Annotated in this window: 25 protein-coding genes; 16 read left to right on the forward strand and 9 right to left on the reverse strand. The window is 69.3% G+C overall.

Going from position 1 to position 25,913, the window contains the following annotated elements:
- Positions 1-49: 49 nt before the first annotated feature.
- From JNUCC0626_RS35110 to JNUCC0626_RS35120, 3 genes are read left to right on the forward strand one after another with little or no spacing between them, the layout of a single operon-like run.
- Positions 50-1,018, forward strand: coding sequence for a Bug family tripartite tricarboxylate transporter substrate binding protein (locus JNUCC0626_RS35110; RefSeq protein WP_394622171.1), 969 nt, complete (start codon positions 50-52; stop codon positions 1,016-1,018).
- Positions 1,015-1,536 (forward strand): tripartite tricarboxylate transporter TctB family protein, encoded by a 522-nt coding sequence (locus tag JNUCC0626_RS35115; protein ID WP_394615026.1) that lies wholly within the window; start codon positions 1,015-1,017, stop codon positions 1,534-1,536. The genes JNUCC0626_RS35110 and JNUCC0626_RS35115 overlap by 4 nt, the downstream gene beginning before the upstream one ends.
- 54 nt (positions 1,537-1,590) lie before the next feature.
- The gene (locus JNUCC0626_RS35120) at positions 1,591-3,054 is read left to right on the forward strand and encodes a tripartite tricarboxylate transporter permease (RefSeq protein ID WP_394622172.1); all 1,464 of its coding nucleotides are present in this window, start codon (positions 1,591-1,593) and stop codon (positions 3,052-3,054) included.
- Positions 3,055-3,108: 54 nt separating this feature from the next.
- On the opposite strand, the gene JNUCC0626_RS35125 is transcribed toward JNUCC0626_RS35120, so the two are convergent.
- Together JNUCC0626_RS35125 and JNUCC0626_RS35130 are read right to left on the reverse strand one after the other, a co-directional pair.
- Positions 3,109-4,602 carry a CoA-acylating methylmalonate-semialdehyde dehydrogenase gene (locus tag JNUCC0626_RS35125; RefSeq protein ID WP_394615027.1) on the reverse strand — a complete coding sequence of 498 codons (1,494 nt, stop codon included), beginning with the start codon at positions 4,600-4,602 and terminating at the stop codon, positions 3,109-3,111.
- Positions 4,599-5,600, reverse strand: coding sequence for a LacI family DNA-binding transcriptional regulator (locus tag JNUCC0626_RS35130; RefSeq protein WP_394615028.1), 1,002 nt, complete (start codon positions 5,598-5,600; stop codon positions 4,599-4,601). Before JNUCC0626_RS35130 ends, JNUCC0626_RS35125 begins: the two co-directional genes overlap by 4 nt.
- Positions 5,601-5,733: 133 nt before the next feature.
- Here JNUCC0626_RS35130 and JNUCC0626_RS35135 point away from each other — a divergent pair, with 133 nt between their 5' ends.
- The 11 genes from JNUCC0626_RS35135 to JNUCC0626_RS35185 all read left to right on the forward strand — a co-directional run bounded on the left by JNUCC0626_RS35135 (position 5,734) and on the right by JNUCC0626_RS35185 (position 16,903).
- On the forward strand, positions 5,734-6,729 hold the full coding sequence (locus JNUCC0626_RS35135) for a Gfo/Idh/MocA family protein (protein ID WP_394615029.1): 996 nt from the start codon (positions 5,734-5,736) through the stop codon (positions 6,727-6,729).
- Between the two features lie 2 nt (positions 6,730-6,731).
- Positions 6,732-7,592: a TIM barrel protein gene (locus tag JNUCC0626_RS35140; protein ID WP_394615030.1), complete on the forward strand. Its 861-nt coding sequence runs from the start codon at positions 6,732-6,734 to the stop codon at positions 7,590-7,592.
- 14 nt (positions 7,593-7,606) lie between these two features.
- On the forward strand, positions 7,607-8,593 hold the full coding sequence (locus JNUCC0626_RS35145) for a sugar ABC transporter substrate-binding protein (protein ID WP_394615031.1): 987 nt from the start codon (positions 7,607-7,609) through the stop codon (positions 8,591-8,593).
- A 15-nt stretch (positions 8,594-8,608) separates the two neighbouring features.
- Positions 8,609-9,658 carry an ABC transporter permease gene (locus JNUCC0626_RS35150; RefSeq protein ID WP_394615032.1) on the forward strand — a complete coding sequence of 350 codons (1,050 nt, stop codon included), beginning with the start codon at positions 8,609-8,611 and terminating at the stop codon, positions 9,656-9,658.
- A complete protein-coding gene (locus JNUCC0626_RS35155) occupies positions 9,655-10,425 on the forward strand; it encodes an ATP-binding cassette domain-containing protein (RefSeq protein WP_394615033.1) in 771 nt (256 codons plus the stop codon). Before JNUCC0626_RS35150 ends, JNUCC0626_RS35155 begins: the two co-directional genes overlap by 4 nt.
- Positions 10,422-11,354, forward strand: a complete 933-nt coding sequence (gene iolC, locus JNUCC0626_RS35160; protein WP_394615034.1) for a 5-dehydro-2-deoxygluconokinase — start codon at positions 10,422-10,424, stop codon at positions 11,352-11,354. The genes JNUCC0626_RS35155 and iolC overlap by 4 nt, the downstream gene beginning before the upstream one ends.
- Positions 11,351-12,256, forward strand: coding sequence for a Cgl0159 family (beta/alpha)8-fold protein (locus tag JNUCC0626_RS35165; RefSeq protein WP_394615035.1), 906 nt, complete (start codon positions 11,351-11,353; stop codon positions 12,254-12,256). The genes iolC and JNUCC0626_RS35165 overlap by 4 nt, the downstream gene beginning before the upstream one ends.
- The gene (gene iolB / locus JNUCC0626_RS35170; RefSeq protein ID WP_394615036.1) at positions 12,253-13,140 is read left to right on the forward strand and encodes a 5-deoxy-glucuronate isomerase; all 888 of its coding nucleotides are present in this window, start codon (positions 12,253-12,255) and stop codon (positions 13,138-13,140) included. The genes JNUCC0626_RS35165 and iolB overlap by 4 nt, the downstream gene beginning before the upstream one ends.
- On the forward strand, positions 13,137-14,990 hold the full coding sequence (gene iolD, locus JNUCC0626_RS35175) for a 3D-(3,5/4)-trihydroxycyclohexane-1,2-dione acylhydrolase (decyclizing) (RefSeq protein ID WP_394615037.1): 1,854 nt from the start codon (positions 13,137-13,139) through the stop codon (positions 14,988-14,990). The genes iolB and iolD overlap by 4 nt, the downstream gene beginning before the upstream one ends.
- Before the next feature lie 52 nt (positions 14,991-15,042).
- A complete protein-coding gene (locus JNUCC0626_RS35180; protein WP_394615038.1) occupies positions 15,043-15,822 on the forward strand; it encodes a pentapeptide repeat-containing protein in 780 nt (259 codons plus the stop codon).
- Positions 15,823-15,907: 85 nt separating this feature from the next.
- Positions 15,908-16,903, forward strand: coding sequence for an NADH:flavin oxidoreductase/NADH oxidase (locus tag JNUCC0626_RS35185; protein ID WP_394615039.1), 996 nt, complete (start codon positions 15,908-15,910; stop codon positions 16,901-16,903).
- 73 nt (positions 16,904-16,976) lie between these two features.
- Here JNUCC0626_RS35185 and JNUCC0626_RS35190 read toward each other — a convergent pair whose 3' ends face one another.
- Positions 16,977-17,168: a DUF3073 domain-containing protein gene (locus JNUCC0626_RS35190; protein WP_394615040.1), complete on the reverse strand. Its 192-nt coding sequence runs from the start codon at positions 17,166-17,168 to the stop codon at positions 16,977-16,979.
- Positions 17,169-17,341: 173 nt separating this feature from the next.
- Here JNUCC0626_RS35190 and JNUCC0626_RS35195 point away from each other — a divergent pair, with 173 nt between their 5' ends.
- Positions 17,342-18,202, forward strand: a complete 861-nt coding sequence (locus JNUCC0626_RS35195) for a hypothetical protein (protein WP_394615041.1) — start codon at positions 17,342-17,344, stop codon at positions 18,200-18,202.
- On the opposite strand, the gene JNUCC0626_RS35200 is transcribed toward JNUCC0626_RS35195, so the two are convergent.
- The 5 genes from JNUCC0626_RS35200 to JNUCC0626_RS35220 form a co-directional block, all read right to left on the reverse strand.
- Positions 18,145-19,326 (reverse strand): MFS transporter, encoded by a 1,182-nt coding sequence (locus JNUCC0626_RS35200; protein ID WP_394615042.1) that lies wholly within the window; start codon positions 19,324-19,326, stop codon positions 18,145-18,147. The genes JNUCC0626_RS35195 and JNUCC0626_RS35200 overlap by 58 nt on opposite strands.
- Before the next feature lie 43 nt (positions 19,327-19,369).
- Positions 19,370-19,939, reverse strand: coding sequence for an aerial mycelium formation protein (locus JNUCC0626_RS35205; protein ID WP_394615043.1), 570 nt, complete (start codon positions 19,937-19,939; stop codon positions 19,370-19,372).
- A gap of 60 nt (positions 19,940-19,999) precedes the next feature.
- Positions 20,000-20,824 (reverse strand): 3-keto-5-aminohexanoate cleavage protein, encoded by an 825-nt coding sequence (locus JNUCC0626_RS35210; protein ID WP_394615044.1) that lies wholly within the window; start codon positions 20,822-20,824, stop codon positions 20,000-20,002.
- Positions 20,825-21,006: 182 nt separating this feature from the next.
- Positions 21,007-22,089, reverse strand: coding sequence for a YgfZ/GcvT domain-containing protein (locus JNUCC0626_RS35215; RefSeq protein WP_394622173.1), 1,083 nt, complete (start codon positions 22,087-22,089; stop codon positions 21,007-21,009).
- Entirely contained in the window at positions 22,065-22,448 is a 384-nt protein-coding gene (locus JNUCC0626_RS35220; protein WP_394622174.1) for a Fur family transcriptional regulator, read from the reverse strand. The genes JNUCC0626_RS35215 and JNUCC0626_RS35220 overlap by 25 nt, the downstream gene beginning before the upstream one ends.
- 71 nt (positions 22,449-22,519) lie before the next feature.
- Between JNUCC0626_RS35220 and JNUCC0626_RS35225 the strand changes: the two genes are divergently transcribed.
- Positions 22,520-23,362 (forward strand): aminodeoxychorismate lyase, encoded by an 843-nt coding sequence (locus JNUCC0626_RS35225; protein ID WP_394615045.1) that lies wholly within the window; start codon positions 22,520-22,522, stop codon positions 23,360-23,362.
- A gap of 3 nt (positions 23,363-23,365) precedes the next feature.
- On the opposite strand, the gene JNUCC0626_RS35230 is transcribed toward JNUCC0626_RS35225, so the two are convergent.
- Positions 23,366-25,900 carry a glycosyl hydrolase family 18 protein gene (locus JNUCC0626_RS35230; protein WP_394615046.1) on the reverse strand — a complete coding sequence of 845 codons (2,535 nt, stop codon included), beginning with the start codon at positions 25,898-25,900 and terminating at the stop codon, positions 23,366-23,368.
- Positions 25,901-25,913: the final 13 nt, after the last annotated feature.

Consider the following 25,913-nt stretch of genomic DNA (forward strand, 5'->3'; position numbering starts at 1 on the left):
TCAACCACGCGGATGAGAGGCGGGGATCACAGTGCCGGTGAAGGTGTGGGTGTCGGTGGCGACGGCGTTGCTCGCCGTCCTGCTGGTGCCGCCGCTGCTGTCGCCCGGTGCGGACAGCGGTGAGAGCAACCAGGTGCGGTCGCTGCGCGTGCTCGTGCCGAACGCGCCCGGCGGCGGTTACGACATCACCGCCCGCACGGCGGCGAAGGCCATGGAGGACGCTGACCTGCTGCGCAACGCCGAGGTGTTCAACCTCCCCGGCGCGGGCGGCACGGTCGGGCTCGGCCGCACGGTCGGTGAGCGCGGCAACGGCAAGCTGATCATGTCGATGGGCCTCGGCGTGGTGGGCGCGGTGTACACGAACAAGTCGCCGAACTCGCTGCTGGACACCACCCCGATCGCGAAGCTGATCGAGGAACCGGACATCGTCGTGGTCGCGAAGGACTCGCCGTTCACGTCGATGCAACAGCTCGTCGACGCGTGGAAGGCGAACCCCGGCACGGTGACCGTCGGCGGCGGTTCGGCCCCCGGTGGCCCGGACCACCTGGCGCCGATGCTGATGGCGAAGGCCGTCGGGTTGCAGCCCAAGACCGTCAACTACATCCCGTTCGACGGCGGCGGCGAACTGCTGGCGTCCGTGCTGGGCGGCAAGGTCGCGTTCGGCGTCTCCGGCGTCGGCGAGTACCGCGACCAGATCCAGGCCGGCACGTTGCGGGTCCTCGCGGTGACCAGCAAGAACCGCATCGACGGCATCGACGCGCCGACGTTGCAGCAGTCCGGTGTGGACGTCGAGTTCACCAACTGGCGCGGCATCGTCGCGCCGCCCGGCATCTCGCCGACCGACAAGGCGAAGCTGGTCGAGGTGTTCCAGAACCTCCAGAAGACGCCGCAGTGGGCGGAAGCCCTGCAGCGCAACGGCTGGACGGACGCCTTCGCGCCGGGAGACGAGTTCAGGACCTTCCTGGAAAACGAGAACAAGCGGGTGGCAACGGTGCTCAAGGACTTGGGGCTGGCATGACGACCGTGACTTCGAAGCCCTCTGCCAAGAGTTGGCTTCGCGAACACTCCGAGCTGGGCATCTGCGTCCTGCTGGTCGTGCTCGGCGCGCTGGTGCTCACCGACGCGGTGCAGATCCCGACCGACTTCGCCCAGCGCGGCCCGGTCGGCCCGAAGGCCGTCCCGATCCTGGTCGGCTCGCTGCTGCTGGTCGTCGCCGCCCTGCTGGCCCGCGACGTCCTGCGCGGCGGCAAGGGTGAGGCCGAAGGCGGCGAGGACGTCGACCTGACCGAACCCGCCGACTGGCGCACGGTTCTGCTGCTGTGCGGCGCTTTCCTGGCCAACGCCGCGTTGATCGGCGTCGTCGGCTTCCCGATCTCCGGCGCGATCCTCTTCTGGGGCGCCGCCTACGCGCTCGGCAGCCGTGCCTACGTCCGCGACCCGCTGATCGCCGCGGGCATGTCGATCGTGACGTTCGCCGTCTTCAACAACCTGCTCGGCGTCCCCCTGCCCGGCGGCCCGCTGATGGAGGTGTTCTAGGTGGACCAACTGCTCAACGGCTTCGCCACCGCGCTGACGCCGACCCACCTGCTCATGGCCGCGATCGGCGTGCTGCTCGGCACCGCGATCGGCGTCCTGCCGGGCATCGGCCCGGCCATGGCGGTCGCCCTGCTGCTGCCCGTCACCTACGGCATGGAGCCGACCGGCGCGTTCATCATGTTCGCGGGCATCTACTACGGCGGCATGTTCGGCGGCTCCACGACGTCCATCCTGCTGAACACACCGGGCGAGAGCGCAGCCGTGGTCACCGCCTTCGAAGGCAATCCGATGGCACGCGCGGGCCGCGGCTCGCAAGCGCTTGCCGCCGCTGCCATCGGCCACTTCACCGGCGGCATCATCGGCACGATCCTGATCGTCCTGCTGGCTCCGTTCGTCGCGAAGCACGCCGTCGACATCGGCGCCCCGGACCTGTTCGCGATCATGGTCCTGGCGTTCATCGCGGTGACCTCCGTGCTGGGTGCCTCGCGCATCCGCGGCCTCGCGTCGTTGCTCATCGGCCTGACGCTGGGCCTGGTCGGCCTGGACGAGATGACCGGCCAGCAACGCCTGACGTTCGGCTCGCTGCACCTGGCCGACGGCATCGACGTGATCGTCGTGGCGGTCGCCCTGTTCGCGGTCGGCGAGGCCCTGTGGGTCGCCGCCCACCTGCGCCGCAAGCCGTTCACCCCGATCCCCGTCGGCCGCCCGTGGCTGTCGCGCTCGGACCTGAAGCGCACCTGGAAGCCGTGGCTGCGCGGCCCGGTGATCGGCTTCCCGTTCGGCGCCATCCCGGCCGGCGGCGCGGAGATCCCGACGTTCCTGTCGTACGTGACGGAGAAGCGGCTCTCCAAGCACAAGGACGAGTTCGGCAAGGGCGCCATCGAAGGCGTCGCGGGCCCGGAGTCCACGGCCTCTGCTTCGGCAGCCGGCACGTTGGTGACGATGCTGACCCTGGGCCTGCCCACCACGGCCGTCGCGGCCGTGATGCTGGCGGCGTTCCAGACCTACGGCATCCAGCCGGGACCGCTGCTGTTCCAACGCGAAGCCGACCTGGTCTGGGCGTTGATCGCGTCGCTGTTCATCGGCCTCACGTTGCTGCTGGTGTTGAACCTGCCGCTGGCGCCGTTGTGGGCGAAGCTGCTGCGCATCCCGCGGCCGTACCTGTACGCGGGCATCCTGTTCTTCGCCTCGGTCGGTGCCTACGCGGTCAACGCGGACATCTTCGACCTGCTGCTGATGTTCGTGATCGGCCTGCTGGGCTTCGGCATGCGCCGCTACGGCCTGCCGGTGCTGCCCGCGATCATCGGCGTGATCCTCGGCCCGGCCGCGGAACAACAGATGCGCCGGTCGTTGCAGTTGTCGGACGGCTCGCTGACCGGGCTGGTGAACAGCCCGATGGCGATCGTCGTGTACGTGGTGATCCTGCTGATCCTGTTCTTCCCGCTGATCAAGCGGTTCCTGCCGAAGCCGACGCCCCCTGCTGCGGCGGCAGAGGAACGCGAGAAGGTCGACGCCTGATCGCGGCACGAAACGAGAAAGCCCCCGCTCTCCCGGCGGGGGCTTTCTCGTTTCTCAGCCGTGGGTGGGGAAGCCCAGGTTCACGCCGTGCTGCTGCGGCCACCGCGCCGTCACGGCCTTGGCCCGCGTGTAGAACTTCACGCCCTCCGCGCCGTGCACGTGCGTGTCCCCGAACAGCGAGTCCTTCCACCCGCCGAACGAGTAGTAGGCCATCGGCACGGGGATCGGCACGTTGATGCCGACCATGCCGACCTGCACGCGCCGCTGGAACTCCCGCGCCGCCAGCCCGTCCCCGGTGTAGATGGCGGTGCCGTTGCCGTACTGGTTGGCGTTCACCAACTCCAGCGCGTCCTCGAACGTGTCGGCGCGCACGACGGACAGCACCGGCCCGAAGATCTCGTCGGTGTAGATCGTCATGTCCCGCGTCACGTGGTCGAACAACGTCGGCGCCAGCCAGAAGCCCTTCTCGGCACCCTCCGGCGCATGCCCGCGACCGTCGACGACCAACGAAGCGCCGGCAGCCTCGCCCGCGTCCACATAGGACCGGACGCGGTCCCGGTGGATCCCGGTGACCAGCGGCCCCATCTGCGCGGACGGGTCGGTGCCGGGCAGCACGGACGGGTGCAGGTCACGGGTGCGAGAGGCGATCTTCGAGACGAGTTCGTCACCGGTGTCGCCCACGGCCACCACGACCGAGATGGCCATGCAGCGCTCGCCCGCAGAGCCGTAACCAGCCGAAACGGCGGCGTCGGCGGCCACGTCGAGGTCGGCGTCCGGCAGCACGACCATGTGGTTCTTGGCGCCACCCAACGCCTGCACGCGCTTGCCGGCCGCCGTGCCGCGCGAGTAGACGTGCCGGGCGATCGGGGTCGAGCCGACGAACGAGGCGGCGGACACGTCCGGGTGGTCCAGCAAGGCGTTGACCGCGAAGGCGTCGCCCTGCAGGACGTTCAGCACGCCGTCGGGCAGCCCGGCCTCCTTGAACAACTCGGCCAACCGCAAGGAAGCCGACGGGTCGCGCTCGGAAGGCTTCAGCACGAAGGTGTTTCCGGTCGCGATCGCGACGGGGAACATCCACATCGGCACCATCACGGGGAAGTTGAACGGCGTGATGCCTGCGACGACGCCGAGGGGCTGCCTCAACGAGTAGGCGTCGACACCGCGCGAGACCTGCTCGGAGTGCTCGCCCTTCAAGAGCTGCGGGATGCCGCAGGCGAACTCGACGACCTCCAGCCCGCGCTGCACCTCGCCCGCCGCGTCCGACAGCACCTTGCCGTGCTCGGACGTGATGATCGCGGCCAGTTCGTCGCGGTGCGTGTGCAGCAGGTGGCGGTACTCGAAGAGGATGCGCGAGCGCGTCGACAGCGACGACTCCGACCACGACTGCGCTGCCTTCAGCGAAGAAGAGACGGCGAGGTCGACGTCGGCCTGCTCGGCCAGCACGACCTGGGCGGAAACAGCGCCCGTGGCCGGGTTGAAGACGTCAGAGGTCCGGGACGACACCCCGGTGGTGCGGGCGCCGTCGATCCAGTGGGGGATGGTGCTCAACGCAAGCCTCCTGGCGGTGCGGTGGTGTTGCGAACAACGAGCGAGGGGGTGAGGAGATGGCGCACGGGTTCGGTGCGCTCGGTGCGGACGCGCTGCAACAACGCATCCGCGGCCAACCGGCCGAACTCGGCACGGGGCTGGTCGATCGTGGTCAGGGAGACGTGCCGCAACGCGGCCAGAGAAGTGTTGTCGTACCCCACGACGGAAACGTCGAGAGGAACGCGCAACCCCGCGTCCTCCAAGGCCGAGATCGCACCGACGGCGTTGAAGTCGTTGCAGGACAGGATGGCCGTGGGCAAAGTGCCGTCATCCAGCAGACCACGTATCGCGCGAGCACCGGCAGCGTCGGTGTACTCGGAGGAAACGACCTGAGGCGTGAGCCCGAAGGACTCCATCGCGGCGACGTACCCACGCCGACGAGGACCGGCCTGCGTCCCCTCGCCGCCGTCTAAATGCGCAATGCGCTGATGCCCCAACGAAACCAGGTGCTCCACGGCCAGTCGAGCGCCGACCTCACCGTCGTCGTTCACCGTGTCCACAGAGGACACCCGAGACGAACGTGCGACCAGAACCACGGGAAGTTGTTCGGCGGCCTTGCCGATCGCGCCACCGGGAACCACCGGCGACAACAGGATCAAACCCGCCGGGCGAAAGGAAAGCAGCGACTCCAAAGCACGGCGTTCGCGAGCGGGAGAACGGCCGCCGGTGTTGATGATGATGTCGAAGCCCTGCTCGCGGGCCACCTCGTCGATGCCGTCCACGACCTCCGCGAAGAACGCGTTGTGCAGGTCGGACACCATCACGCCCAGCACGGTCGACGTGCGCGAGGCCAGCGAGCGGGCCATGGCGTGCGGTGAGTACCCCAACTCCTCCGCGGCCTTCAAAACCGCGCTGCGTCGCATCTCGCTCACCTTGGGTGAACCGCGCATCACCAGGGACACCAGTGCGCGCGACACCCCGGCGCGCAGTGCGACGTCTTCCATCGTCGGCCTGACCACCTGAAACACCTCCCCTCGCGTTACGGGCAGGAAACGGACCCTTGACACCCGTGTGGCCGAAGTTACAGCATTGGAGCGCTCCAACCAATAGAGCGCTCTAACAGTTCAAGGCGATGAACAGGGGAAACCTGCGATGCGGATCGGAGTAGCGGGTGTCGGCAGGATCGGCACCATGCATGCGACCAACCTCGCCGCACTGGATCGGGTCGACGAGGTGCTCCTCTTCGACCCGGTGCCCGGCAGGGCAGCGCAGGCGTCGGCCGAGCTGAGCGGCACCAAGGCGGTCGACGATCTCGACACGTTGCTGGGCAACGTCGACGGCGTTCTGCTCGCGACGCCGACCAACACCCACCCCGAGATGTTGCGCGCGGCCATCGCGAAGGGCGTGCCCACGCTCTGCGAGAAGCCGATCGCGAGCGACGTCGCCGAGATGGCCGCGCTGATCGAGGACGTCGAGAAGTCCGGGGTCGAGGTGCTGGTGGGCTTCCAGCGCCGCTTCGACCCGGCCATCTACGAGCTCAACCGCCGCATCAGGGCCGGTGAGGTCGGGGACATCTACCTGGTCAGGGCCGTCGGCAACGACGCGAACCCGCCGGACTTCTCCTACCTGCCCGCCTCCGGTGGCATCTTCCGCGACCTGCTGATCCACGACCTCGACTGCGTGCCGTGGCTCGTCGGCGAGCCGGTCGTCGAGGTCTACGCGAGCGGGTCGGTGCTGGTGCACCAGGCGTTCGCGGACGCCGACGACGTCGACAACGCCGTGGTGATGCTGAAGTTCGCGGGCGGCGCACACGCCACGCTCGCCGGCGGACGGCACGACCCGGTCGGCTACGACCACCGCATCGAGGTGCTGGGCAGCAAGGACTCGCTGGTCGCGGGCGTCGACGCGAAGACCCCGCTGAACTCGCTGGAGCCGGGCGGCCACGTCGCCGGACCGGACGCCTACCCCGGCTTCCCGGAGCGCTTCCACCGCGCGTACGTCAACGAGATGAACCTGTTCACGCAGGTCATCAAGGGCGAGGTCGCGAACCCGTCGCCGGCGCGAGAGAGTTTGATCAGCCTGCGCCTGGCCGAAGCTTGTGAGCAGTCGCGTCGCAGCGGCGCACCGGTGAAGATCGAGGGGAACTAGGCATGGCGAAGATCGCTGGGGCACCGATCTCCTGGGGCGTGTGCGAGGTACCGGGCTGGGGCAACGTCCTCCCGTCCGAGACGGTGCTGAGCGAAATGCGCTCCCTCGGCCTCACCGCCACCGAACTCGGCCCGCCGGACTACCTCCCGGCCGACCCCGCGCAGCTCAAGACCCTGCTGCACAGCCACGAACTCAGCCTCGTCGGCGGCTTCCTCGCCGTCACGCTGCACACCGGCGTGCAGTCCACTCTGGACGAAGCCGACCGCGTCGCCGCGATCCTCAAGGCGGGCGGGGCCGAGGTGCTCGTGCTCGCCGCGGCCACCGGCCTGGACGGCTACGACGAGACCCCCAAGCTCAGCGACGACGAGTGGAACACGCTCGTCGACACCTGCGCGAAGATCCGCGAGATCGCCGCGAAGCACGGTCTGCAAACCGTGCTGCACCCGCACGTGGGCACCCACGTCGAGCGGGAGGCGGAGGTCGACCGGTTCCTCGCGGACTCCGATCTCCAGCTCTGCCTGGACACCGGCCACCTCCTCATCGGTGGCACGGACCCGGTCGAGCTGGCGCGCCGCTACCCGGACCGCATCGGTCACGTGCATCTCAAGGACGTGCGTGACGAGATCGCGGCGAAGGTGCGCAGCGGCGAACTCAGTTACACCGATGCCGTGGAACAGGGCATCTACGTGCCGCTCGGGGACGGCGACGTGGACGTGGAAGCGCTGGTGAAGCTCGTCCAGGAGGCGGGTTACACCGGTTGGTTCGTGCTTGAGCAGGACACCCAGCTCAAGGACGGAAGTCCAGTGGACAAGCCACTGAAGGACACCGGGCGCAGCCTCGCGCACCTCAGCAAGATCCTCTGAAGGGACTGGAGACGATGAAGTCTCGTCTGGTCATCCGCGCGGGCGTGGCGCTCGCGGGTGTAGCTCTGCTGGCCGCGTGTAGCGGTCCCACTGGAACGAACACGCAGAACACCGGCAGCAACAACAGCTCGCAGTCCTCGGGTGACCTCAAGGTTTCCGTCATCACCCACGGCACCGCGGGCGACGCGTTCTGGAGCGTCGTGAAGGTCGGCGCCGAGGACGCGGGCAAGCAGCTCGGCGTCGGCGTCACCTACAACTCCGACGGCGACCCCGGCGCCCAGGCCAAGCTGATCGACAACGCCGTGTCGCAGAAGGTCGGCGGCATCGTGGTGTCGATGGCGAACCCGGACGCGCTCAAGACGTCGATCGAGAACGCCGTCAAGGCGGGCATCCCGGTCATCACCATCAACTCCGGCAGCGCGAAGAGCGCGGAGTTCGGTGCCATGGCGCACGTCGGCCAGGAGGAGTCGATCGCCGGTGAGGAAGCCGGCAAGAAGCTCAAGGCCGCAGGCAAGACCAAGCTGCTCTGCGTGATCCACGAGGCCGGCAACTCGGGCCTCAACCAGCGCTGCGACGGTGCCCGCACCGGCTTCGGCGGCGCGGTGGAGAACCTCCAGGTCGACATCTCCAACCCGACCGACATCGAGGCCCGCATCAAGGCCAAGCTGCAGTCCGACGCCGCCATCGACGGCGTGCTGGCGCTCAACCCGCAGGTCGCCGTGAACGCGTCCGCGGCCATCAAGGGCGCGAGCTCGAAGGCACAGGTCGCGACGTTCGACCTGAACGCCGACGTGGTCACCGCGATCAAGGCCGGCGAGGTGCTCTTCGCCGTCGATCAGCAGCAGTACCAGCAGGGCTACCTGCCGATCGTGATGCTGAAGCTCTACAAGGACAACGCCAACACCCTCGGTGGCGGCAAGCCCGTCCTCACCGGTCCCGGCTTCGTCGACAAGGACAACGTCGACAAGGTCGCGGAGTACGCCAAGAACGGCAAGAGGTAAGGAGGAGGCGGGGAGATGACCGTGACAGCCACAGCTCCACCGGCTGCCGACGAACGGCTGGGCAAGCCCAGGGCGATGGATCAGCTGATCAAACGCCCCGAGATCGGCGCGATGCTCGGCGCACTGCTGGTGTTCCTGTTCTTCTCCGTGGTCACCGAGCAGTTCCTGAGCATCGGAGGCGCGGCCACCTGGCTGGACGACGCCTCGATGCTCGGGATCATGGCGGTCGCGGTGGCACTGCTCATGATCGGCGGCGAGTTCGACCTGTCCGCCGGTGTCATGACCGCGTCGACCGCGCTCGTCACGGCTCTCCTCGCCACCCAGCTCGGACTGAACGTCTGGCTGGCGTTGCTGGTGTCGCTCGCCTTCGCGTTGGCGGTGGGCGCGCTGAACGGCTGGCTCGTGATGCGCACGGGCCTGCCGAGCTTCATCGTGACGCTGGGCAGTTTCCTCGCCCTGCAAGGCCTGAACCTCGGCATCACGCGCCTGGTCACCGGCAGCGTGCAGGTCTCGGGCATGCGAGAGACCGCGGGCTACGAGTCGGCGGGCTTCTTGTTCGCGTCGACGTTCCAGATCGGCGGCACGAGCTTCTACGTGTCGATCATCTGGTGGGTGCTGTTCACCGTGGTCGCGTCGACGTTGTTGATGCGCACCAAGTTCGGCAACTGGATCTTCGCGATCGGTGGCGCCGCGCAGAGTTCGCGCGCGGTCGGCGTGCCGGTCGTGCGGTCCAAGATCCTGCTGTTCATGACCACGGCGTTCGCCGCGTGGCTGGTCGGCTCGATCAACATCCTGCGGTACGCGAGCGTGCAGGCGAACCAGGGCATCGGCCTCGAGTTCCAGTACATCATCGCGGCGGTCATCGGCGGCTGTCTGCTCACCGGTGGCTTCGGTTCCGCGGTCGGTGCGGCGATCGGCGCGCTGATCTTCGGCATGGCCCGGCAGGGCATCGTCTACGCGGGCTGGAACAGCGACTGGTTCCAGCTGTTCCTCGGCGTGATGCTGCTGGCCGCCGTGCTGGTGAACAACATGCTGCGCCGCCGCGCGGAAAGGGTCAGGCGATGACGTCACTCATCGAGACCGAGAACATCGGCAAGACCTACGGCAGCGTCATCGCGCTCAGCGACGTGTCCACTGTGGTCAACGCGGGTGAGGTCACCTGCGTGCTCGGCGACAACGGCGCCGGGAAGTCGACCCTGATCAAGATCCTGGCCGGTGTCCATCAGCACGACCAGGGCTCGTTCAAGGTCGAGGGCGAGGAGATCAGGTTCTCGTCCCCCCGCGAGGCCCTGGACCACGGCATCGCGACCGTGTACCAGGACCTCGCGGTGGTGCCGCTGATGTCGGTGTGGCGCAACTTCTTCCTCGGTTCGGAGCCCACCACGAAGTTCGGGTTCCTGGACCGCAAGAAGGGCAAGGAGATCACCAAGAAGGCGTTGTCCGACATGGGCATCGACCTCCGCGACGTCGAACAGCCCGTCGGCACGCTCTCCGGTGGTGAACGGCAGTGCGTCGCCATCGCCCGCGCCGTGCACTTCGGCGCCAAGGTGCTGATCCTCGACGAACCGACCGCGGCGCTCGGCGTGAAGCAGGCCGGTGTGGTGCTGAAGTACGTGGCCCAGGCGCGTGATCGCGGCCTCGGCGTCGTGCTGATCACCCACAACCCGCACCACGCCTACCCGGTCGGCAACCGGTTCCTGCTGCTCAAGCGGGGCCGCGCGCTCGGCTCGTACGAGAAGTCCGAGATCGACATCAACGAGCTGACCAAGCAGATGGCCGGTGGTGCCGAACTCGAGGCGCTGGAGCACGAGCTGCGGGGTGTCGAGGCGTGACCTCACTGGAAGTGCTGACCGTCGGCCGGGTCGGGGTGGACCTCTACCCGGAGCAGTCCGGGGTCCCGCTGGCCCAGGTCAGCACCTTCGCCAAGTCGCTCGGCGGCACCGCGACCAACGTCGCGGTCGCCGCCGCCCGGCTCGGCCGCCGGACCGGCGTGCTCACCAAGGTCGGCCCGGACGGCTTCGGCACGTACGTCCGCGAGGCGCTGGAGGGCTTCGGCGTCTCGTCGCAGCACGTCGGCACCTCGCCGGATCTTCTGACACCGGTGGTGTTCTGCGAGCTCAACCCGCCCGCCGACCCGCCGTTGCTGTTCTACCGCCTGCCGATCGCACCGGATCTCACGATCTCCGAGGCCGACGTGCCGTGGGACGTCGTGCGCGAGGTCCCGTTGTTGTGGGTCACCGGCACGGGCGTGTCCGCTGAACCCGCTCGGAGTTCGCAACGCAAGATGCTCGAAACCCGCGCGCGCAACGGACACACCGTGCTCGACCTCGACTACCGGCCGATGTTCTGGCCGGACGTCGAGACCGCGCGGGCCGAGATCAGCTGGATGCTCGACCACGTCACGGTCGCGGTCGGCAACCGGACCGAGTGCGAGGTCGCGGTCGGCACGTCCGACCCCGACGAGGCCGCGGACCGGTTGCTGGCGCGCGGGATCTCGTTGGCACTGGTCAAGAAGGGCGCCGACGGCGTGCTCGTGGCCACGCCCGAGGGACGGTGGACGGTCGCCCCGAACCCGGTCGAGGTGGTGTGCGGACTCGGCGCCGGCGACGCGTTCGGCGGTTCGCTGGCACACGGCCTGCTCTCCGGCTGGGATCCGGTCAAGATCGCCCGCCACGCCAACGCGGCCGGCGCGATCGTGGCGTCCCGGCTGGCCTGCGCCGACGCGATGCCGGACCAGAAAGAGATCGAGGAACTCCTGTGATCACCGATGGCCAGTGGCGTGAGCTGTTGTGGCGGCGGGCCGAGGACCCCGGTTCGATCCGGCGGGCCTACCAGTCCCGCAAGCGCCGGAACTCGTTGCTGAACGGCAAGTCCACGCTGTTCCTGGTCGCGGCGGACCACCCGGCCCGCGGTGCGCTCGGGGTCGGCGGCGACCCGCTCGCGATGGCCGACCGCCGCTCGTTGCTGTCCAGACTGCTGACGGCGTTGGCGAACCCCGACGTCGACGGGGTGCTCGGCACGCCGGACGTGATCGAGGACCTGCTGCTGCTGGACGGCCTGAACGACCGCGTGGTCATCGGCTCGATGAACCGCGGCGGCCTGGCCGGTGCGGACTGGGAGATCGACGACAGGTTCACCGCGTACGACGCGGCGTCCATCGCGACGTTCGGCCTCGACGGCGGCAAGATGCTGCTGCGCCTGGTCGACTCGGACCCCGGCACGATCCCGACGCTGGAAGGCTGCGCGCGGGCCGTCACCGAACTCGCCGAGCACGGCCTGATGGCGATGGTCGAACCGTTGCCCTACAAACGCGACCACAACGACAAGTTGGTGCTGCAGAAGGATTCCGCGGCCCTCTCGCGGGCTTCGGCCGTGGCCGCAGGGCTGGGCGCGACCTCCGCGTACACCTGGCTGAAGTTGCCCGCGCCCGAGGAACCCGAGGTCGTGCTGGACACCACCGCGTTGCCCGCGCTGGTGCTCGGCGGCGTTCCGTCCGAACGGCCGGAGGACGACCTCGCGTCGTGGGGTCGCTCGCTCCAGCACCCGACCGTGCGCGGGCTCGTCGTCGGCCGCGCGCTGCTCTACCCGCCGGACGGTGACGTCGCCGCCGCGGTTGCCGCTGCCGCCGAAATCCTCCGGACCGCAAAGGGAATCACGGAATGACGCTGCACCGTCCACACGGGACTCTCTCGACCGACACCGACGTCGTGTGGCTCACGCCGGAGGACGCGCAGTGGACCTACACCGGCCTGCGCGTGCTGCGGATCGAACCCGGCTGGGTGCGCACCGTCGAGACCGGCGAGTTCGAGGCGTTCGTGCTGCCGCTCGCCGGGTCGCTGACGGTCGAGGTCGACGACGAGCGGTTCGAGCTGCAGGGCCGTGACTCGGTGTTCACCCGCGTCACGGACTTCGCCTACGTGCCGCGCGACGCCTCCGTTCGACTGTCCTCAGTGGACGGCTGCGAGGTCGCGCTGCCGATGGCCCGCTGCGAGAACCGCCTGACGCCGAAGTACGGCCCGGCCGAGGGCGTCCCGGTCGAGGTGCGCGGCTCCGGCAACGCGACCCGCCAGGTCACGAACTTCGGTGTCCCCGGCGTCTGGGACCACGCGGACAAGCTCAACGCGTGCGAGCTGATCACCCCGGACGGCAACTGGTCCTCGTACCCGCCGCACAAGCACGACGAGTCCGAGCCGTGCGAGGTGAACAACGAGGAGATCTACTACTTCCGCATCGCCGACCGCGACGCGATCACCCCGTCCCGCACCGGTTTCGGGTTCCACCGCACGTACACCGACGACGGCACGATCGACGAGGACGTGACCGTCCGCGACGGCGACGTCTTCCTGATCCCGCGCGGCTACCACGGCCCGTGCGTCGCGGCGCCGGGTTACCCCATGTACTACCTGAACGTTCTCGCAGGTCCGGGCACCGAACGCTCGATGGCGTTCTGCGACGACCCGGCCCACACCTGGATCAGGGACAGCTGGGCGACCCAGGAACTCGACCCGCGCTGCCCGGTCACGACTGCCGAGGGGCGGACCAAGTGAGGCTCACGACCGCGCAGGCGCTGGTCCGCTGGATGCTGGCCCAGCGCACCGAACTCTTCGACGGCACGCAGGCGCCGCTGTTCCCGGGCGTCTTCGCGATCTTCGGCCACGGCAACGTGCTCGGCCTCGGCAACGCCCTGGAGGAGGTCCGCGACCGCCTTCCGGTGTGGCGCGGCCAGAACGAGCAGGGCATGGCGCTCGCGGCCGTCGGCATCGGCAAGGCCACGCACCGCCGTCAGGTCGGCGTCGCCACGTCGTCCATCGGCCCCGGCGCGCTGAACATGGTCACCGCGGCCGGCGTCGCGCACGCCAACCGCCTGCCGCTCCTGCTGCTGCCCGGCGACACGTTCACCGGCCGCGCGCCCGACCCTGTTCTCCAGCAGGTCGAGCACTTCCACGACCCGACCGCGACGGTCAACGACGCGTTCCGCGCGGTCAGCCGCTACTTCGACCGGATCACCAGGCCCGAGCAGCTGCTCTCGACGTTGCCGCAGGTCGCGCGCGTCCTCACCGACCCGGCCGACTGCGGCCCGGTGACTTTGGCGCTCCCGCAGGACGTCCAGGCCGAGTCCTACGACTTCCCCGACGCCCTCTTCGCGCCGGTCCTGCACCGCCCGTTGCGGCAACGCCCGGACCTGATCGCCCTGGCCGAAGCCGCGACCGCGATCCGCAACGCCGCCAAACCACTCCTCGTGCTGGGTGGTGGCGTCCGCTACTCGGGCGCGGCCGGCCGGGCGCTGCGGTTCGCCGAGCAGCACAACATCCCGATCGTCGAGACCACGGCGGGCCGCACGCTGGTCCCGCACGAGCACCCGCTGCACGCCGGTCCGCTCGGCATCACCGGCTCCACCTCGGCCAACGTCCTCGCGGGCGAGGCCGACGTGGTGATCGCCGTCGGCACCCGCCTGCAGGACTTCACCACCGCGTCCTGGACCGTCTTCTCGCCGGACGCGCACCTCGTCTCGCTGAACGCGGCCCGCTTCGACGCCGTGAAGCACGGCTCGTTCGCCCTGGTCGCCGACGCCGACGAGGGCCTGCGCGAACTGACCGACGTCCTCGCCGACTGGCAGGCCCCGGCCGAATGGGCGTCCCGCGCTCAAGCCGAACGCACGAAGTGGGACGCCCACATCACGTCCCTGCGCGCCCCTGGCGAGGGCCTCCCGACGTACGCGCAGGTCGTCGGCGTCGTGAACGACGTCAGCGAGCCCACCGACTACGTCATGACGGCGTCCGGCGGCCTCCCCGGCGAACTGATCGGCGGCTGGCGCGCCACCGGCGAGTCCACGATGGACGTCGAGTACGGCTTCTCCTGCATGGGCTACGAACTGGCCGGTGCCTGGGGTGCCGCGATCGCCCACACCCAGGGCGTCGTCACCACGCTGCTCGGCGACGGCAGCTACCTGATGCTGAACTCCGAACTGTTCAGCGCGGCCTTCGCGGGCCACGGCTTCGTCGCCGTCGTCTGCGACAACGACGGCTTCGCCGTGATCCACCGCCTCCAGACCGGCCAGGGCGGCGCGGGCTTCAACAACCTGTACGCCGACTGCACCACCTCCCACGCCGAACCCCCGCGCACGGACTTCGCGGCGCACGCGGCGACGTTGGGCTGCGCGGTGTTCGCCGTGGACTCGCTCGCCGACCTGGAAGGCGCTTACCGCAAGGCCCGCGAGGTGGCCGTGGCCGAGCAGCGCCCGGCCGTGGTCGTGATCCGCACGCACCCGTCGTCGTGGACCGAGGCCGGGGCGTGGTGGGAGGTCGGTGTGCCGGAGGTCTCACACCGCGCGGAGATCGCTCAGGCCCGCGAGGACGTGCTGGAAGGCAAGGCCAAGCAGGTTCGTTATCTGAGCTGAACTCCAACAGCGGATACCGCGACACCGAGGACTGTGGCGAAGATGGCCTGCAGTGAACAAGCGGATGTTCCGGCTCGGGGCCGTCGCCCTGGTCGTACTCGGTGTCGCCCTGGTGGTGCCGCAGGCCTCTCCGCGATCGATGGTCTTCGGTGGACTGCTGGTCGTCGCGGGTGCCGCGTTGGCCTGGCGCCAGGTCAGGGACGGCCAGTTCGTCGACCGCTACCGCAGGGCGATCGAGCTCCTCGGCAGTGAGCTGACCGAGGAACGGCTCGACGGACTGCGCCTGCTCGACCAGATCGCGAAGGACTCGGCGCGCAGCCGGCCGCTGGTGGACGACACGGTGTCCGACTTCCTGCGCGACCGCTCGCCCTGGCCGACCGAGGAACCGCCGTCCGGCGACCGTCCGGACGTCGAGGCCGCCCTCGCGATCCTCACCCGCTGGCCCGCCGTGGGGCTCGACCTGTCGCACGTCGACCTGCGCGGCGCCGAACTCGGCAAGCTCGAACTCGCGGGTGCCGTGCTCCGCCGGGCCAACCTCACCGGCGCGCGGCTGCTCGGCACGTGCCTCGACGGGTGCGTGCTCGACGCCAGCGAACTCCGGGACGCGGACCTGCGCGGAGCCTCGTTGCGCAACGCCTCCCTGCGGGTCGCGTGCCTCGAAGGGGCGGACCTGCGCGCGGCCGACCTCACCGACGCGGACCTGCGCGGCGCCGACATGCGGGCGGTCAACCTGGACAAGGCCGCGCTGGCCGGGGCCAGGGTCAACCGGGGAACGCTGTGGCCGCCCAACTTCACGCCCGCTCGTGTCTCTGCGTCACTGTTCACTGACTGAGACACCCCACCCGCCGGGAACATCCCGCCCGCGACGTCCCTTGAACGATTCGTCAGGACTCGAACGTTCTCAAGGGAGCCCCGAAGTGAGCCAGCTCTTCTCCCCGTTGACCCTGCGCTCGGTCACGTTGCCCAACCGCATCGCGGTCAGCCCGATGTGCCAGTACTCGGTGTCGAAGGAAGACGGCGTGCCCACCACCTGGCACCTCGTGCACCTGGGCTCCCGGGCGGTCGGCGGCGCGGGGCTCGTCATGGCCGAGGCCACGTCCGTCGAGCCGCGCGGCCGGATCTCGCCCCAGGACACCGGCATCTGGAACGACGAGCAGGTCGAGGCGTGGAAGCCGATCGTGGCGTTCATCAAGGAGCACGGCGCGGTGCCGGGCATCCAGCTCGCGCACGCCGGTCGCAAGGCCATCGGTGACTGGGTGCCGGTGTCGTCCACGACCGAACCGTTCCCCGGCGGCAACCAGCCGGAGAAGCTGACCGGCACGTCCGAGATCGTCAAGGCGTTCGTCGACGGCGCGCTGCGGGCGCGTGAGGCCGGCTTCGAGGTCATCGAGATCCACGCCGCCCACGGCTACCTGCTGCACCAGTTCTACTCGCCGCTCACGAACGAGGGCAGCCTGGAAGAACGCATCGCCCTGAGCGTCGAGATCACCGCGGCCGTGCGCGCGGCCGTCGGCCCCGACGTGCCGGTGCTCGTCCGGATCACCGGCAGCGACTGGGTCGAGGGCGCGTGGACGTCCGACGACAGCGTCGTGCTGGCACAGGCGCTCAAGGCCGCGGGTGCGGACCTGATCGACGTGTCCAGCGGCGGCATCGTCGCGCAGGCGGACATCCCGATCGGGCCCGGCTACCAGGTGCCGCTCGCCGAGGCGGTGCGACGCAAGGCAGACGTGCCCACGGGTGCGGTCGGCCTGATCACCGAAGCGAAGCAGGCCGAGCAGATTGTGACGGACGGCTCCGCCGACCTGGTCCTGCTCGCGCGCGAACTGCTCCGCGACCCGTACTGGCCGCTGCACGCGGCACAGCAGCTGGGTGTGGAGGTCAGGGCGCCGCAGCAGTACGCCAGGGCGTTCTGAAACAGCCCTCAGAGTTCAAGGGCTGGACACCGGGGTCACCGGTTGCCCAACCCTTGAACTCCGAAGGCTGAATTCAGCGACGGTAATCGTCGTAGTCGTCGTACGGGTCGTCGTGTGGTGGCTCGTCGCCACCACCGCTCCCGTTCGCCGACCTTTCATCAGTCGACAGCTCGCGCTGCAACGCAGCGAAGTCGGTCTCATGAGAGCTGTATTTGAGCTCCCTGGCGACCTTCGTCTGCTTGGCCTTAGCTCGGCCGCGCCCCATGGCTCGACCCCCTCGCACAGGGACGGGGGCGGCCGGGGGAACGGCGGCCCCACTCGTCTCGACAACTGATTCCTGGTAACTACCGTACCGTGCCGATGGGGTTCCTCGCGACGCGGTAGGCATGAGACGTACCGCCGAATCTCGCGGTGGCCCCCGAGTGGAAGGATGCACAGGTGCCAAGACCGTTCGTCGCCTACCTTCGGGTGTACGAACCGTTGTCGGTGTTGGACGCAGAGCTGGCCTCCAAGGTCGAAAAAGCCCTGGAAGCAGGCCCCGTCCCCCGCTCGGAGGCAGGCGAGAGGGAACGGGAGCTGTGGTTGCGATCACAGTTGGGACAAAAGCTGCTCCCGGGCGAGTCGTTCGACGTGATGACGATCAGTCCGGCCGAGGTGCCGACCTCGGAGGCCGCGCGTGTCGGGCCCGGTCCGCTCGTGTGTCCCCTTGATCTCCGGGCAAGGTCCGCCGCCGCTCTGGTCGGCTTCCTCGCCACCGCGCCGCCGATCCTGCAGGACGCCGCCCTCGACCAGAGCGCCGAGACAGTCCGAGCGCGCGCGTCCGCCGTGATGGCCGAACTCTCCGCGGGCGCGGTCCACGTGATCTCCACGACCTGGACGGTCCCGCTCCCGTGGTTTGCCCTCGTCGACCCCGCCCAGCGCCGCGTCGTGCTGGCGAGCGCCCAGGACGACCCGGAACGGCAGGTGTCGTGGCGCGTGGCGATGGCGGACGCCCGGCGCAGGGTGGCGAGGGCGCACAAGATCGTCAAGGGCTCCCTGGGCGACGAGGGGCCCGCCAAGATCCTCGCCGACACGGGCCGCTGGCTCGAGCACTTCCACCCGCACTCCGCCGTCGAACTCGACTACGGCGGCCTGGTGCAGCTGATGGAGGACAAGGACCTGCTGGAGGACAGCTCGGCGGCGGACGTCAACGCCATCGTCGACGCCCTCGAAGCGGACGACGCCGAGGAGGTCGCGCTGCGCTACGAGGCGCTGCGCGAGTTCTGGTCGGAGCTCGCCCGCAGGGAACGCCACGGCTGAAGCAGCACCCGCGCGGTCACCCCGCAGGCGGCGGCGAGCAGCATCGCCGCCGGCCAGGCCACTGACGTCGCCACGAAGGCAGCGATCGGCGGGGTGATCGCGGCGCTCAGGTAGTTGGCCGAGTTCTGCATGGCGAGCGCCGTCCCGCTGCGGCCCGCCGGCGCCAGTTCCATCGCCTCGGTGACCGCGAGCCCGTTCCAGCAGACCGACACGGCCGTCGTCGGGATCAGCACCGCCACCAGCGCCCACACCGGCGCCTGGTCCAGCGCCGCGATCAGCACGAGCCCGCCGACCGTGACCAGGGAGAGGACCTTCAACGGCCCGATCCGGTTGCGCACCCGGTCCGACCACACGCCGACCCCGAGCCGGGCCGCACCGCCGATCACCTGGGCGACCGCGAAGATCGTCGCCGCCGCCCCGACCGCCACGCCGCGATGATCGTGCAGCAACGCCACGAGCAACGTCGTCGTCGTGAACTGCGGCACCACCAGCAGCCCGCTGGCCAGCGACAACCGCAGCAGTCTCGGGTCCTTCAAGATCAGCCCGTGGTCCGTGGACGCCCGGATCGCCCCCGGTGGTTCGCGGACCCAGATCGCCACCGCCAGCGCCACCAGACCGGTCGCCCCGGCCAGCACCACCATCGCCCCCGGCACCCCCGCCAGCGCGGCCACAGCGGGCAGCACAGCGGCCGTCAGCGCGGCCCCTAGCGGCGTCGCGGTCTGCCGCACCCCGATCGCGAACCCGCGTTGCGAGGCACCGAACCACGACATCACGGCCCGCCCGCTCGCGGCGTTGACGCTCGCCCCGAAGAGCCCGGCGCCGAGCAACGAGGCCCCGGCCACCCAGGCGTTGCCGAACGCGGCCCCGGCCAGGCACCCGGCCGCACCCACGCCGCCGATGGTCATCACGAGCCGCTCGCCGTGCCGGTCCGCCGCGAAGCCCCACGGCACGAGCGCGATCATCGTGCCCAGGTTCACGGCGCCCAGGAGCAGCCCCACCTGGGGCAACGTCAGGTCGAAGTGCTCTCTGAGCTGGGGGCTGATCGCCGGCAGGCCGAGGAAGACGGCCGCGTTCGTACCCTGCGCCAGAGCCCCGATGCACAGAACGACCCAGCGGTACCTCATAGAGGCACGCTAGGTCGCCTGTTCAGAAAGTGGAACGCTCGTCTCATCTCTTGGGACGGTGGTGGCCGCGTTCCGCAGCCAGCAGCTCGTCCACCGAGGCACTCCCGCGCTGGTAGCGCGAGGCGATCTCGGCGTTGAGCCTGTCCACGACCACCTGCACCTCGCGCCGGCGCACCGACACCGAGGCCTCTTCCGAGATGAACGTCTCCAGCACCTCGATGAGCTTGGGGTCGTCGAGCGAGCTCACGTCGGAGAGGTCCACGTCGGAGATGAGCGCCTCGACGTGCCGTTGATGCGCATCGGCCCGTGATGGCTCATGGGTCTGATAGCGACCGAGACCAGTCGCGGGACCCACGGCGTTCGTGGAGAGAATCGTGGCCAGCTGCTCTACCACGGCCGAGCCACCGGAGCTGCGACGCTCCTGCTCCGCGCGCACGATGTCGATGCGCGCGTGCAACAGCCGTCGCAGGTAGGACAGATCTGTCTCTTCCTGCGCAGCCTCGTCGCGAAGTTCGCGCACCTCGACGAGCGGGCGCTGCTCGACGCCCTCCGTGTAGTCGGGGGCGAGCACCCTGTCGATTCGGCGGCGCCCGCCAGGACGCACCTCGATCACGTGTCCATCCTGCGGTAGATCCTCCTCACCCGCCAACACATCCCATGCACCAAAGTTGTCTCAAATGTGCACACCCAGGAGCTTTCGCGCCTCGTCGGGCGTCAAAGCGGGTCGCTGGGCGATCTTGGACAACCCCGCGGCACGTGCCACGAGCTGTGCGTTGTCGCGCACCGGCACCCCCCGCGAGTAGCTGATGGTGTCTTCCATACCCACCCGGAGGTGCCCACCCGCACCCAAAGCGGTGAACATCACGGGCAGGGTCGTCCGGCCGATCCCGGTGGCGGAGAACGTCGCGCCGTCCGGCAGCGCGTTCACGGCGGCGACCAGCGTGGCCGCGTCACCGGGCATGCCGCCGGGCACACCCATCACGAAGTCGACGTGCACGTGCCCGCCAGCGGGCAGGCCGTGCTGGTCCAGCAGGCGCTTGAGCGACGCGAGCTGCCCGATGTCGAAGATCTCGTACTCGGGCACGATGCCGCGTTCCTGCATGCCCTTGTGCAGGGAGACGATGAACTCCCAGCGGTTCATGAACACGTCGTCACCGAAGTTGACGGTGCCCATCGTGCAGGACGCCGAGTCCGGCGCCGCCTCCAGCACGCGCAGCCGATCGGCCTCGGGGTCGCGCACCGACCCGCCGGACGAGAGCTGCACGACGAGGTTGGTCTCGGTGCGCAGAGCCTCGACGGTGGCCTTGAGACGACCGAGGTCCAGCGACGGCTTGGTATCCTCGCCGCGGATGTGGACGTGGATCATCGCCGCGCCGACCTGCTCGCAGCTCTGCGCCGTCTTGACCAGCTCTTCCAGGGTCACCGGAAGCTGCGGGACGTCGGCTTTCGCGTGCTCCGCTCCAGTGGGAGCGACCGTGATCAGCGTGCCGTTGGACATGTACCGGGACTGTAGCGGTCCGGCCACCAACCTTCACCGTCGCTTCCGGCGCCCAGCAGGGCACCTCGCGGCACCGCCCCCACGCCCCCATATGCCCGATATGAGGGCGTGGGGGCGGCACCGCGATGCGCCCGTCTGGACGTCGAAAGCGCAGGTGAAGGCTGGTGGCCGGACCGCTGGGCTCACGCCCTCAAGTTGCGAACAGCCTCGCGACCCAGTCCGGGCGTGTCAGCAGGTACGGAGTCGGGGTCGATCCGGGCAGGAACCTCCCGTTCGGGAGCTCCGGCGAGCAGCTCGGCGTCGACCGGTACGGACCGCTTGACCAGCGCCAACGCGATCGGCCCCAGCTCGTGGTGCTGCACCACGCTGCCCACCCGGCCCACCGCGCGCCCGTCCAGCGTGACCGGGTCCCCGGTCTCCGGCGTGCCGTCGGCAGAACCATCCAGGTGGAGTAGGAGCATTCGCCTGGGCGGGCGTCCCACGTTGTGGACCTTCGCGACCGTCTCCTGGCCGCGGTAGCAGCCCTTGCTGAGGTGCACGGCCGGGTCGATCAGGCCGACCTCGTGCGGGATCGTGCGTTCGTCGGTGTCGATGCCCTGGCGTGCGCGCAGCGACTCGACCCTCAGCGCCTCGAAGGCGTAGCTGCCGGCCGGGCGCGCGCCCGCGTCCGTGATCCGCTGCCACCAGGTCTCCCGCTCGGCGCGCGGGACGAGCAGGTCGAACGAGTGCTGACCAGGCCACGACGTGCGGCGCACGAAGCCCTCGCCGAGCACGTCGGCGTCGGCCGGCACCGGGATGCCGAGCTTCTCCAGCACCGCAGGGGCGTCCGGGCCGGTGATCGTCAGCAGCGCGAACTCCGCCGTGGCGTCGCGCGGTTCGACCTTCGACCAGAAGACCATCTTCTGCAGGTACGTCAGCAGGTCGTCGACCTTCTCGACGTCCAGGAACACCGTGCCGCCGACGTTCGCGACGACCATGTGGTGCTCCAGGCGGCCCTGCGCGTCCAGGACCAGCGCCTCGGTCGCCGCGCCCTCGCCCAGCTGCTCGAAGTGCTGGCTGGTGAGCTGGTGCAGCCACGTGAGCCGGTCCACGCCCGGGATCGCGATGACACCCCGGTTCGAGCGGTCCACCACGACGACCGAGCGGGCGGCCGAGCGTTGTTCGGCGAACGGGTCCCCGTAGTGCCAGGCGACGCCGGCGTCGGTCGAGTCGTCGGGCGGCGGGACGGCTCCGGGGAGAGTCACTCGGTCTCCTGGTTCAGGCAGTCGCGGCACGTGCCGGACAGGGCGAGATGGGTTGCATCAAGTTCGAACCCATCTCGTTCCCGCAATGTTCCGACCAACGGGTCGAGAAGCTCACACGGGATTTCTTCCACCGCTCCGCACACGTGGCACACGAGGTGCACGTGCTGGTGATCGTCGACCGAGTAGCTCGGCGCACCGTGGCCCAGGTGCGTGTGCCGAACCAGTCCGAGCCGGTCGAGAAGATCGAGCGTGCGGTAGATGGTCGTGATGTTGACCGTCGGCGCCGTCTCCTGGACGCGCTGACAGATCTGCTCGGGTGTCGCGTGTTCCAGCGACCTGACCGCGTCCAGCACGAGCTGACGCTGCGGCGTCATCCTCATGCCGCGGTCGTGCAGCGTTTTGCGCAGCCCTCTTGCGGTCTCCACATACCTGATGTTAGTAGGCTCACTTCATGCGCGTGCTGGCACTGCTCGACGGAACCCTCGCTGACCCCGACTCGCCGCAGATCCGCGTCGAGGACCTCGGACTCATGCGCGGTGACGGCGTGTTCGAAACGATCCTCGTGGTCGACGGGAAGCCCCGCGAACTCACGCCCCACCTGGACCGGCTCGACCGGTCCGCGGCCATGCTCGACATGCAGCCTCCTCCCCGTGCGGAGTTCGAGCGCGCGGTCGAGCTCGTCCTCGGCAACTGGGCCGGTGGCACGGAGTTCGCCCTCAAGCTCATCTACACCCGCGGCGTCGAGGGCGGCGACGGCACGCCCACCGGCTTCGCGCTGGGCATGGAGATCGGCGCGAAGGTGCTCAAGCAGCGCGTCGAGGGCCTGTCCGCGGTGACGCTGGACCGCGGCATCGACGCCGACCTCGCGTCGCGCGCGCCGTGGTTGCTGCTGGGCGCCAAGTCGTTGTCGTACGCGATCAACATGGCCGCGCTGCGCGAGGCCGAGCGCCGCGGTGCCGCCGAGGTCGTCTTCACGACGTCCGACGGCTCGGTGCTCGAAGGCCCGACCTCGACGCTGATCCTGGTGCGCGGCAAGACGTTGGTGACGCCGCCGTCCGAGCTCGGCATCCTGCCCGGCACCACCCAGTACGCGTTGTTCCGCGCCGCCGAGCGCGCCGGCTGGACCGTCTCCGTGGAGCCGATCCAGACCAGCGAGCTCTACGACGCCGAGGGCGTGTTCCTGGCGTCCAGCGTCCGCAAGATCACGCGGGTGAACGTGCTGGACGGCAAGCAGCTGGCCGACTCGTCGGCCCTGCTCACCGAGCTGCAGGGCCTGTACGAGTCGGAGTACTGATTTCTAGCGGAGACCCGCGTCGACCGCGGCCATCAACGGGCCGCGGTCACCGGACATCTCCCAGAACATCGCGCCCAGCAGGTTCTTCGACTTGAGCCACGCGGTCTTCTTCTGGATCGACCAGGCGTCGTCGAAGGTCCACCACTGGTTGCCGGTGTAGCAGGACGTCGCGACCGCCACCTCGTCGTGGTAGACGGTGCAGTTCGGCACGGACGCGATCAGGTTGGCGTACCCGCGTGTGCCCGACTCCTCGGGGAACTGACCGGGAGCCGCACCTCCTGCGGTCTGCCACTCGCCGTTCTTGCCGCCGTTGGCCACGTTCTGCCAGCCACGTCCGTAGAACGCGAGCCCGAGCGTGATCTTGCGGGACGGCACGCCCGCGTCGAGGTAGGCCTGCACGGTGCTCTCGACGCTGAACTTGGTGGTGTACGGGTCGTCCGGGTCCGGGTAGAGGTTGCCCTGGTGGCCGGTCCGGTTCGGCTCCCACGAGTTGTCGCTGCCGGAGCCGTGGAAGTCGTAGCCCTGGACGTTGAAGATGTCCATCGACTGCGCGACCCGCCCGAGTTCCCAGCCGGCGTCGATCTTGCCGGGGTCGGCCGGGGTGAACGCGGTGAGCTGGTAGCGCTTGCCGGTCGTGGTGCTGTAGGCGTCCATCTGCCGGCGGAACTCCTCGATCAACAGGGTGTTGTTGACCTTGTCCTGCGGCCCGAAGTGGTTGCCGGCGTGGCCTTCCGCGCCCGGCCACTCCCAGTCGAGGTCGAAGCCGTCGAAGATGTTCGCCGCCGTGCCGGGGCCGCCCGCGCCGTTGTAGACGGGCAGGTTTCCCTTGAGGTAGATGTCGATGCACGACGCCACGAACTTCTTGCGCGCCGCGTCCGTCGCCGCCACGTCGGAGAAGTACTTGGAGTACGTCCACCCGCCGAGCGAGATCAGCACCTTGAGGTTCGGGTGGCGGGCCTTGAGCTTCTTGAGCTGGTTGTAGTTGCCGCGCAACGGTTCCCAGCCGCTGTCCGCCACGCCGTCGACGGACTGCGCCGCGCTCATCGGCCTGCTGTAGTCGGCTTCCGCGTCACCCGCGCCGTCACCCTGGTTCGGGTCCTGCGGGTTGGGGCTCGTGCCCTTCGTGACGCCGTGCAGACACGTCAGGTTGACCGGGTCGATGTTGCCGAACGCGTAGTTGACGTGCGTCATCTTCGCGGCGTCCATGTCCTTCACGAAGTACTGGCGTCCGTAGATGCCCCACTGCACGAAGTACCCGACACGGGCGTAACCGCCGACGATGTCACCGGTGCGTTCGTTCAACGCGTTGCTCGGGGCCGACACGTTGTCGTAGATGTCCCTTGCCCTGACGGTGAACGTGTAGTTGGTCGACGGCGAGAGGCCTGCGATCACCGCGGTGGTGCCGACGACGGTGGTCTTCAGCGTGCTGCCGACGTAGACGTCGTAGTTCGCGACGCCCCTGTTGTCCGTGGAGGCGTTCCACGCCAACGTGACGCTGCCCGCGTCCTTGGCCGTCGCCCGCAGGTTGCCCGGTGCGGTCGGCGGCGTCGTGTCGTCGGCGGGGTTGTTGGTGGTGACGGTGATCGCCGTGCTCGCCGGGCTTTGCGTGCCCTTGGAGTCCTTGGCCCGCACCGTGAACGTGTACGCGGTGTTCGGGTTCAGGCCGGTGACGATCGTGGACGTGGTGGTGGAGGTGCCCACGACGTTGGTGCCGCTGTAGACGTCGTAGTTCGCGACGGGCAGGGAGCCCGAGGTCGAGGCGTTCCACTGCAGGCTGACCGTGCGCGTGGTCTTGCTCGGCGACGTCAGGTTCGTCGGCGCGGTCGGCGGAGTGTCCGCGCTGCCGTCGCAGTTGGCGTTGCTGATGCGGCACGTCACCGGGTCGACGTTCTGACTGATGGCGAACGTCGGGCTGTACGGCTCAGTGCTCGCACCGGGGTTGATGGTCTTGTTGTAGAAGGCGGGGGTCACGGTGACCTGGTTGCCGTTCTGCGCGACCGTGCCGTTCTGGCCGTTGCTCACCGTCACGCCGTTGGGCAGCGTGAACTGGATCGACCAGTCGCTGACCGCCGCGCTGCCGTGGTTTCGCACGACGAACTTGGCGCTGCCCGACGCGACCGAGTACTCGGCGGTCAACCCGGTCGGAGGTGGCGGCGCGGTGCCGCTGCCGTCGCAGGCCATGTTGTTGATGGTGCAGGCGGTCGGGTCCACCGCCTGGGTCATCGTGAACGTGGGGCTGTACGGCTCGGTGTTGCGTCCGGCCGGCAGGTTGTTGATGTAGAAGGCAGGAGTGAGCGTCACTCTCGTGCCGTTCTGGGTGATCGTCGCGTTCTGCGGGTTGCTCGCGGTCACCCCGGCGGGCAGGTCGAACTTGACCGACCACCCGTTGAGCGCGGCGGCGCTCGCGTTGGCGACCACGAACTTGCCCGTCGTACCGGAACGCGAGAAGGTCGCGGTGATGCCCGTGTCGGCCTGTGCAGGGACCGCCAACGCGAGGAGCGCGACCAGACTTGTTAGCAGGGCAGGGATTCGGCGCATGCGGAACTCCAGT

This window comes from Lentzea sp. JNUCC 0626 (assembly GCF_043632865.1).
Lineage (GTDB): Bacteria > Actinomycetota > Actinomycetes > Mycobacteriales > Pseudonocardiaceae > Lentzea.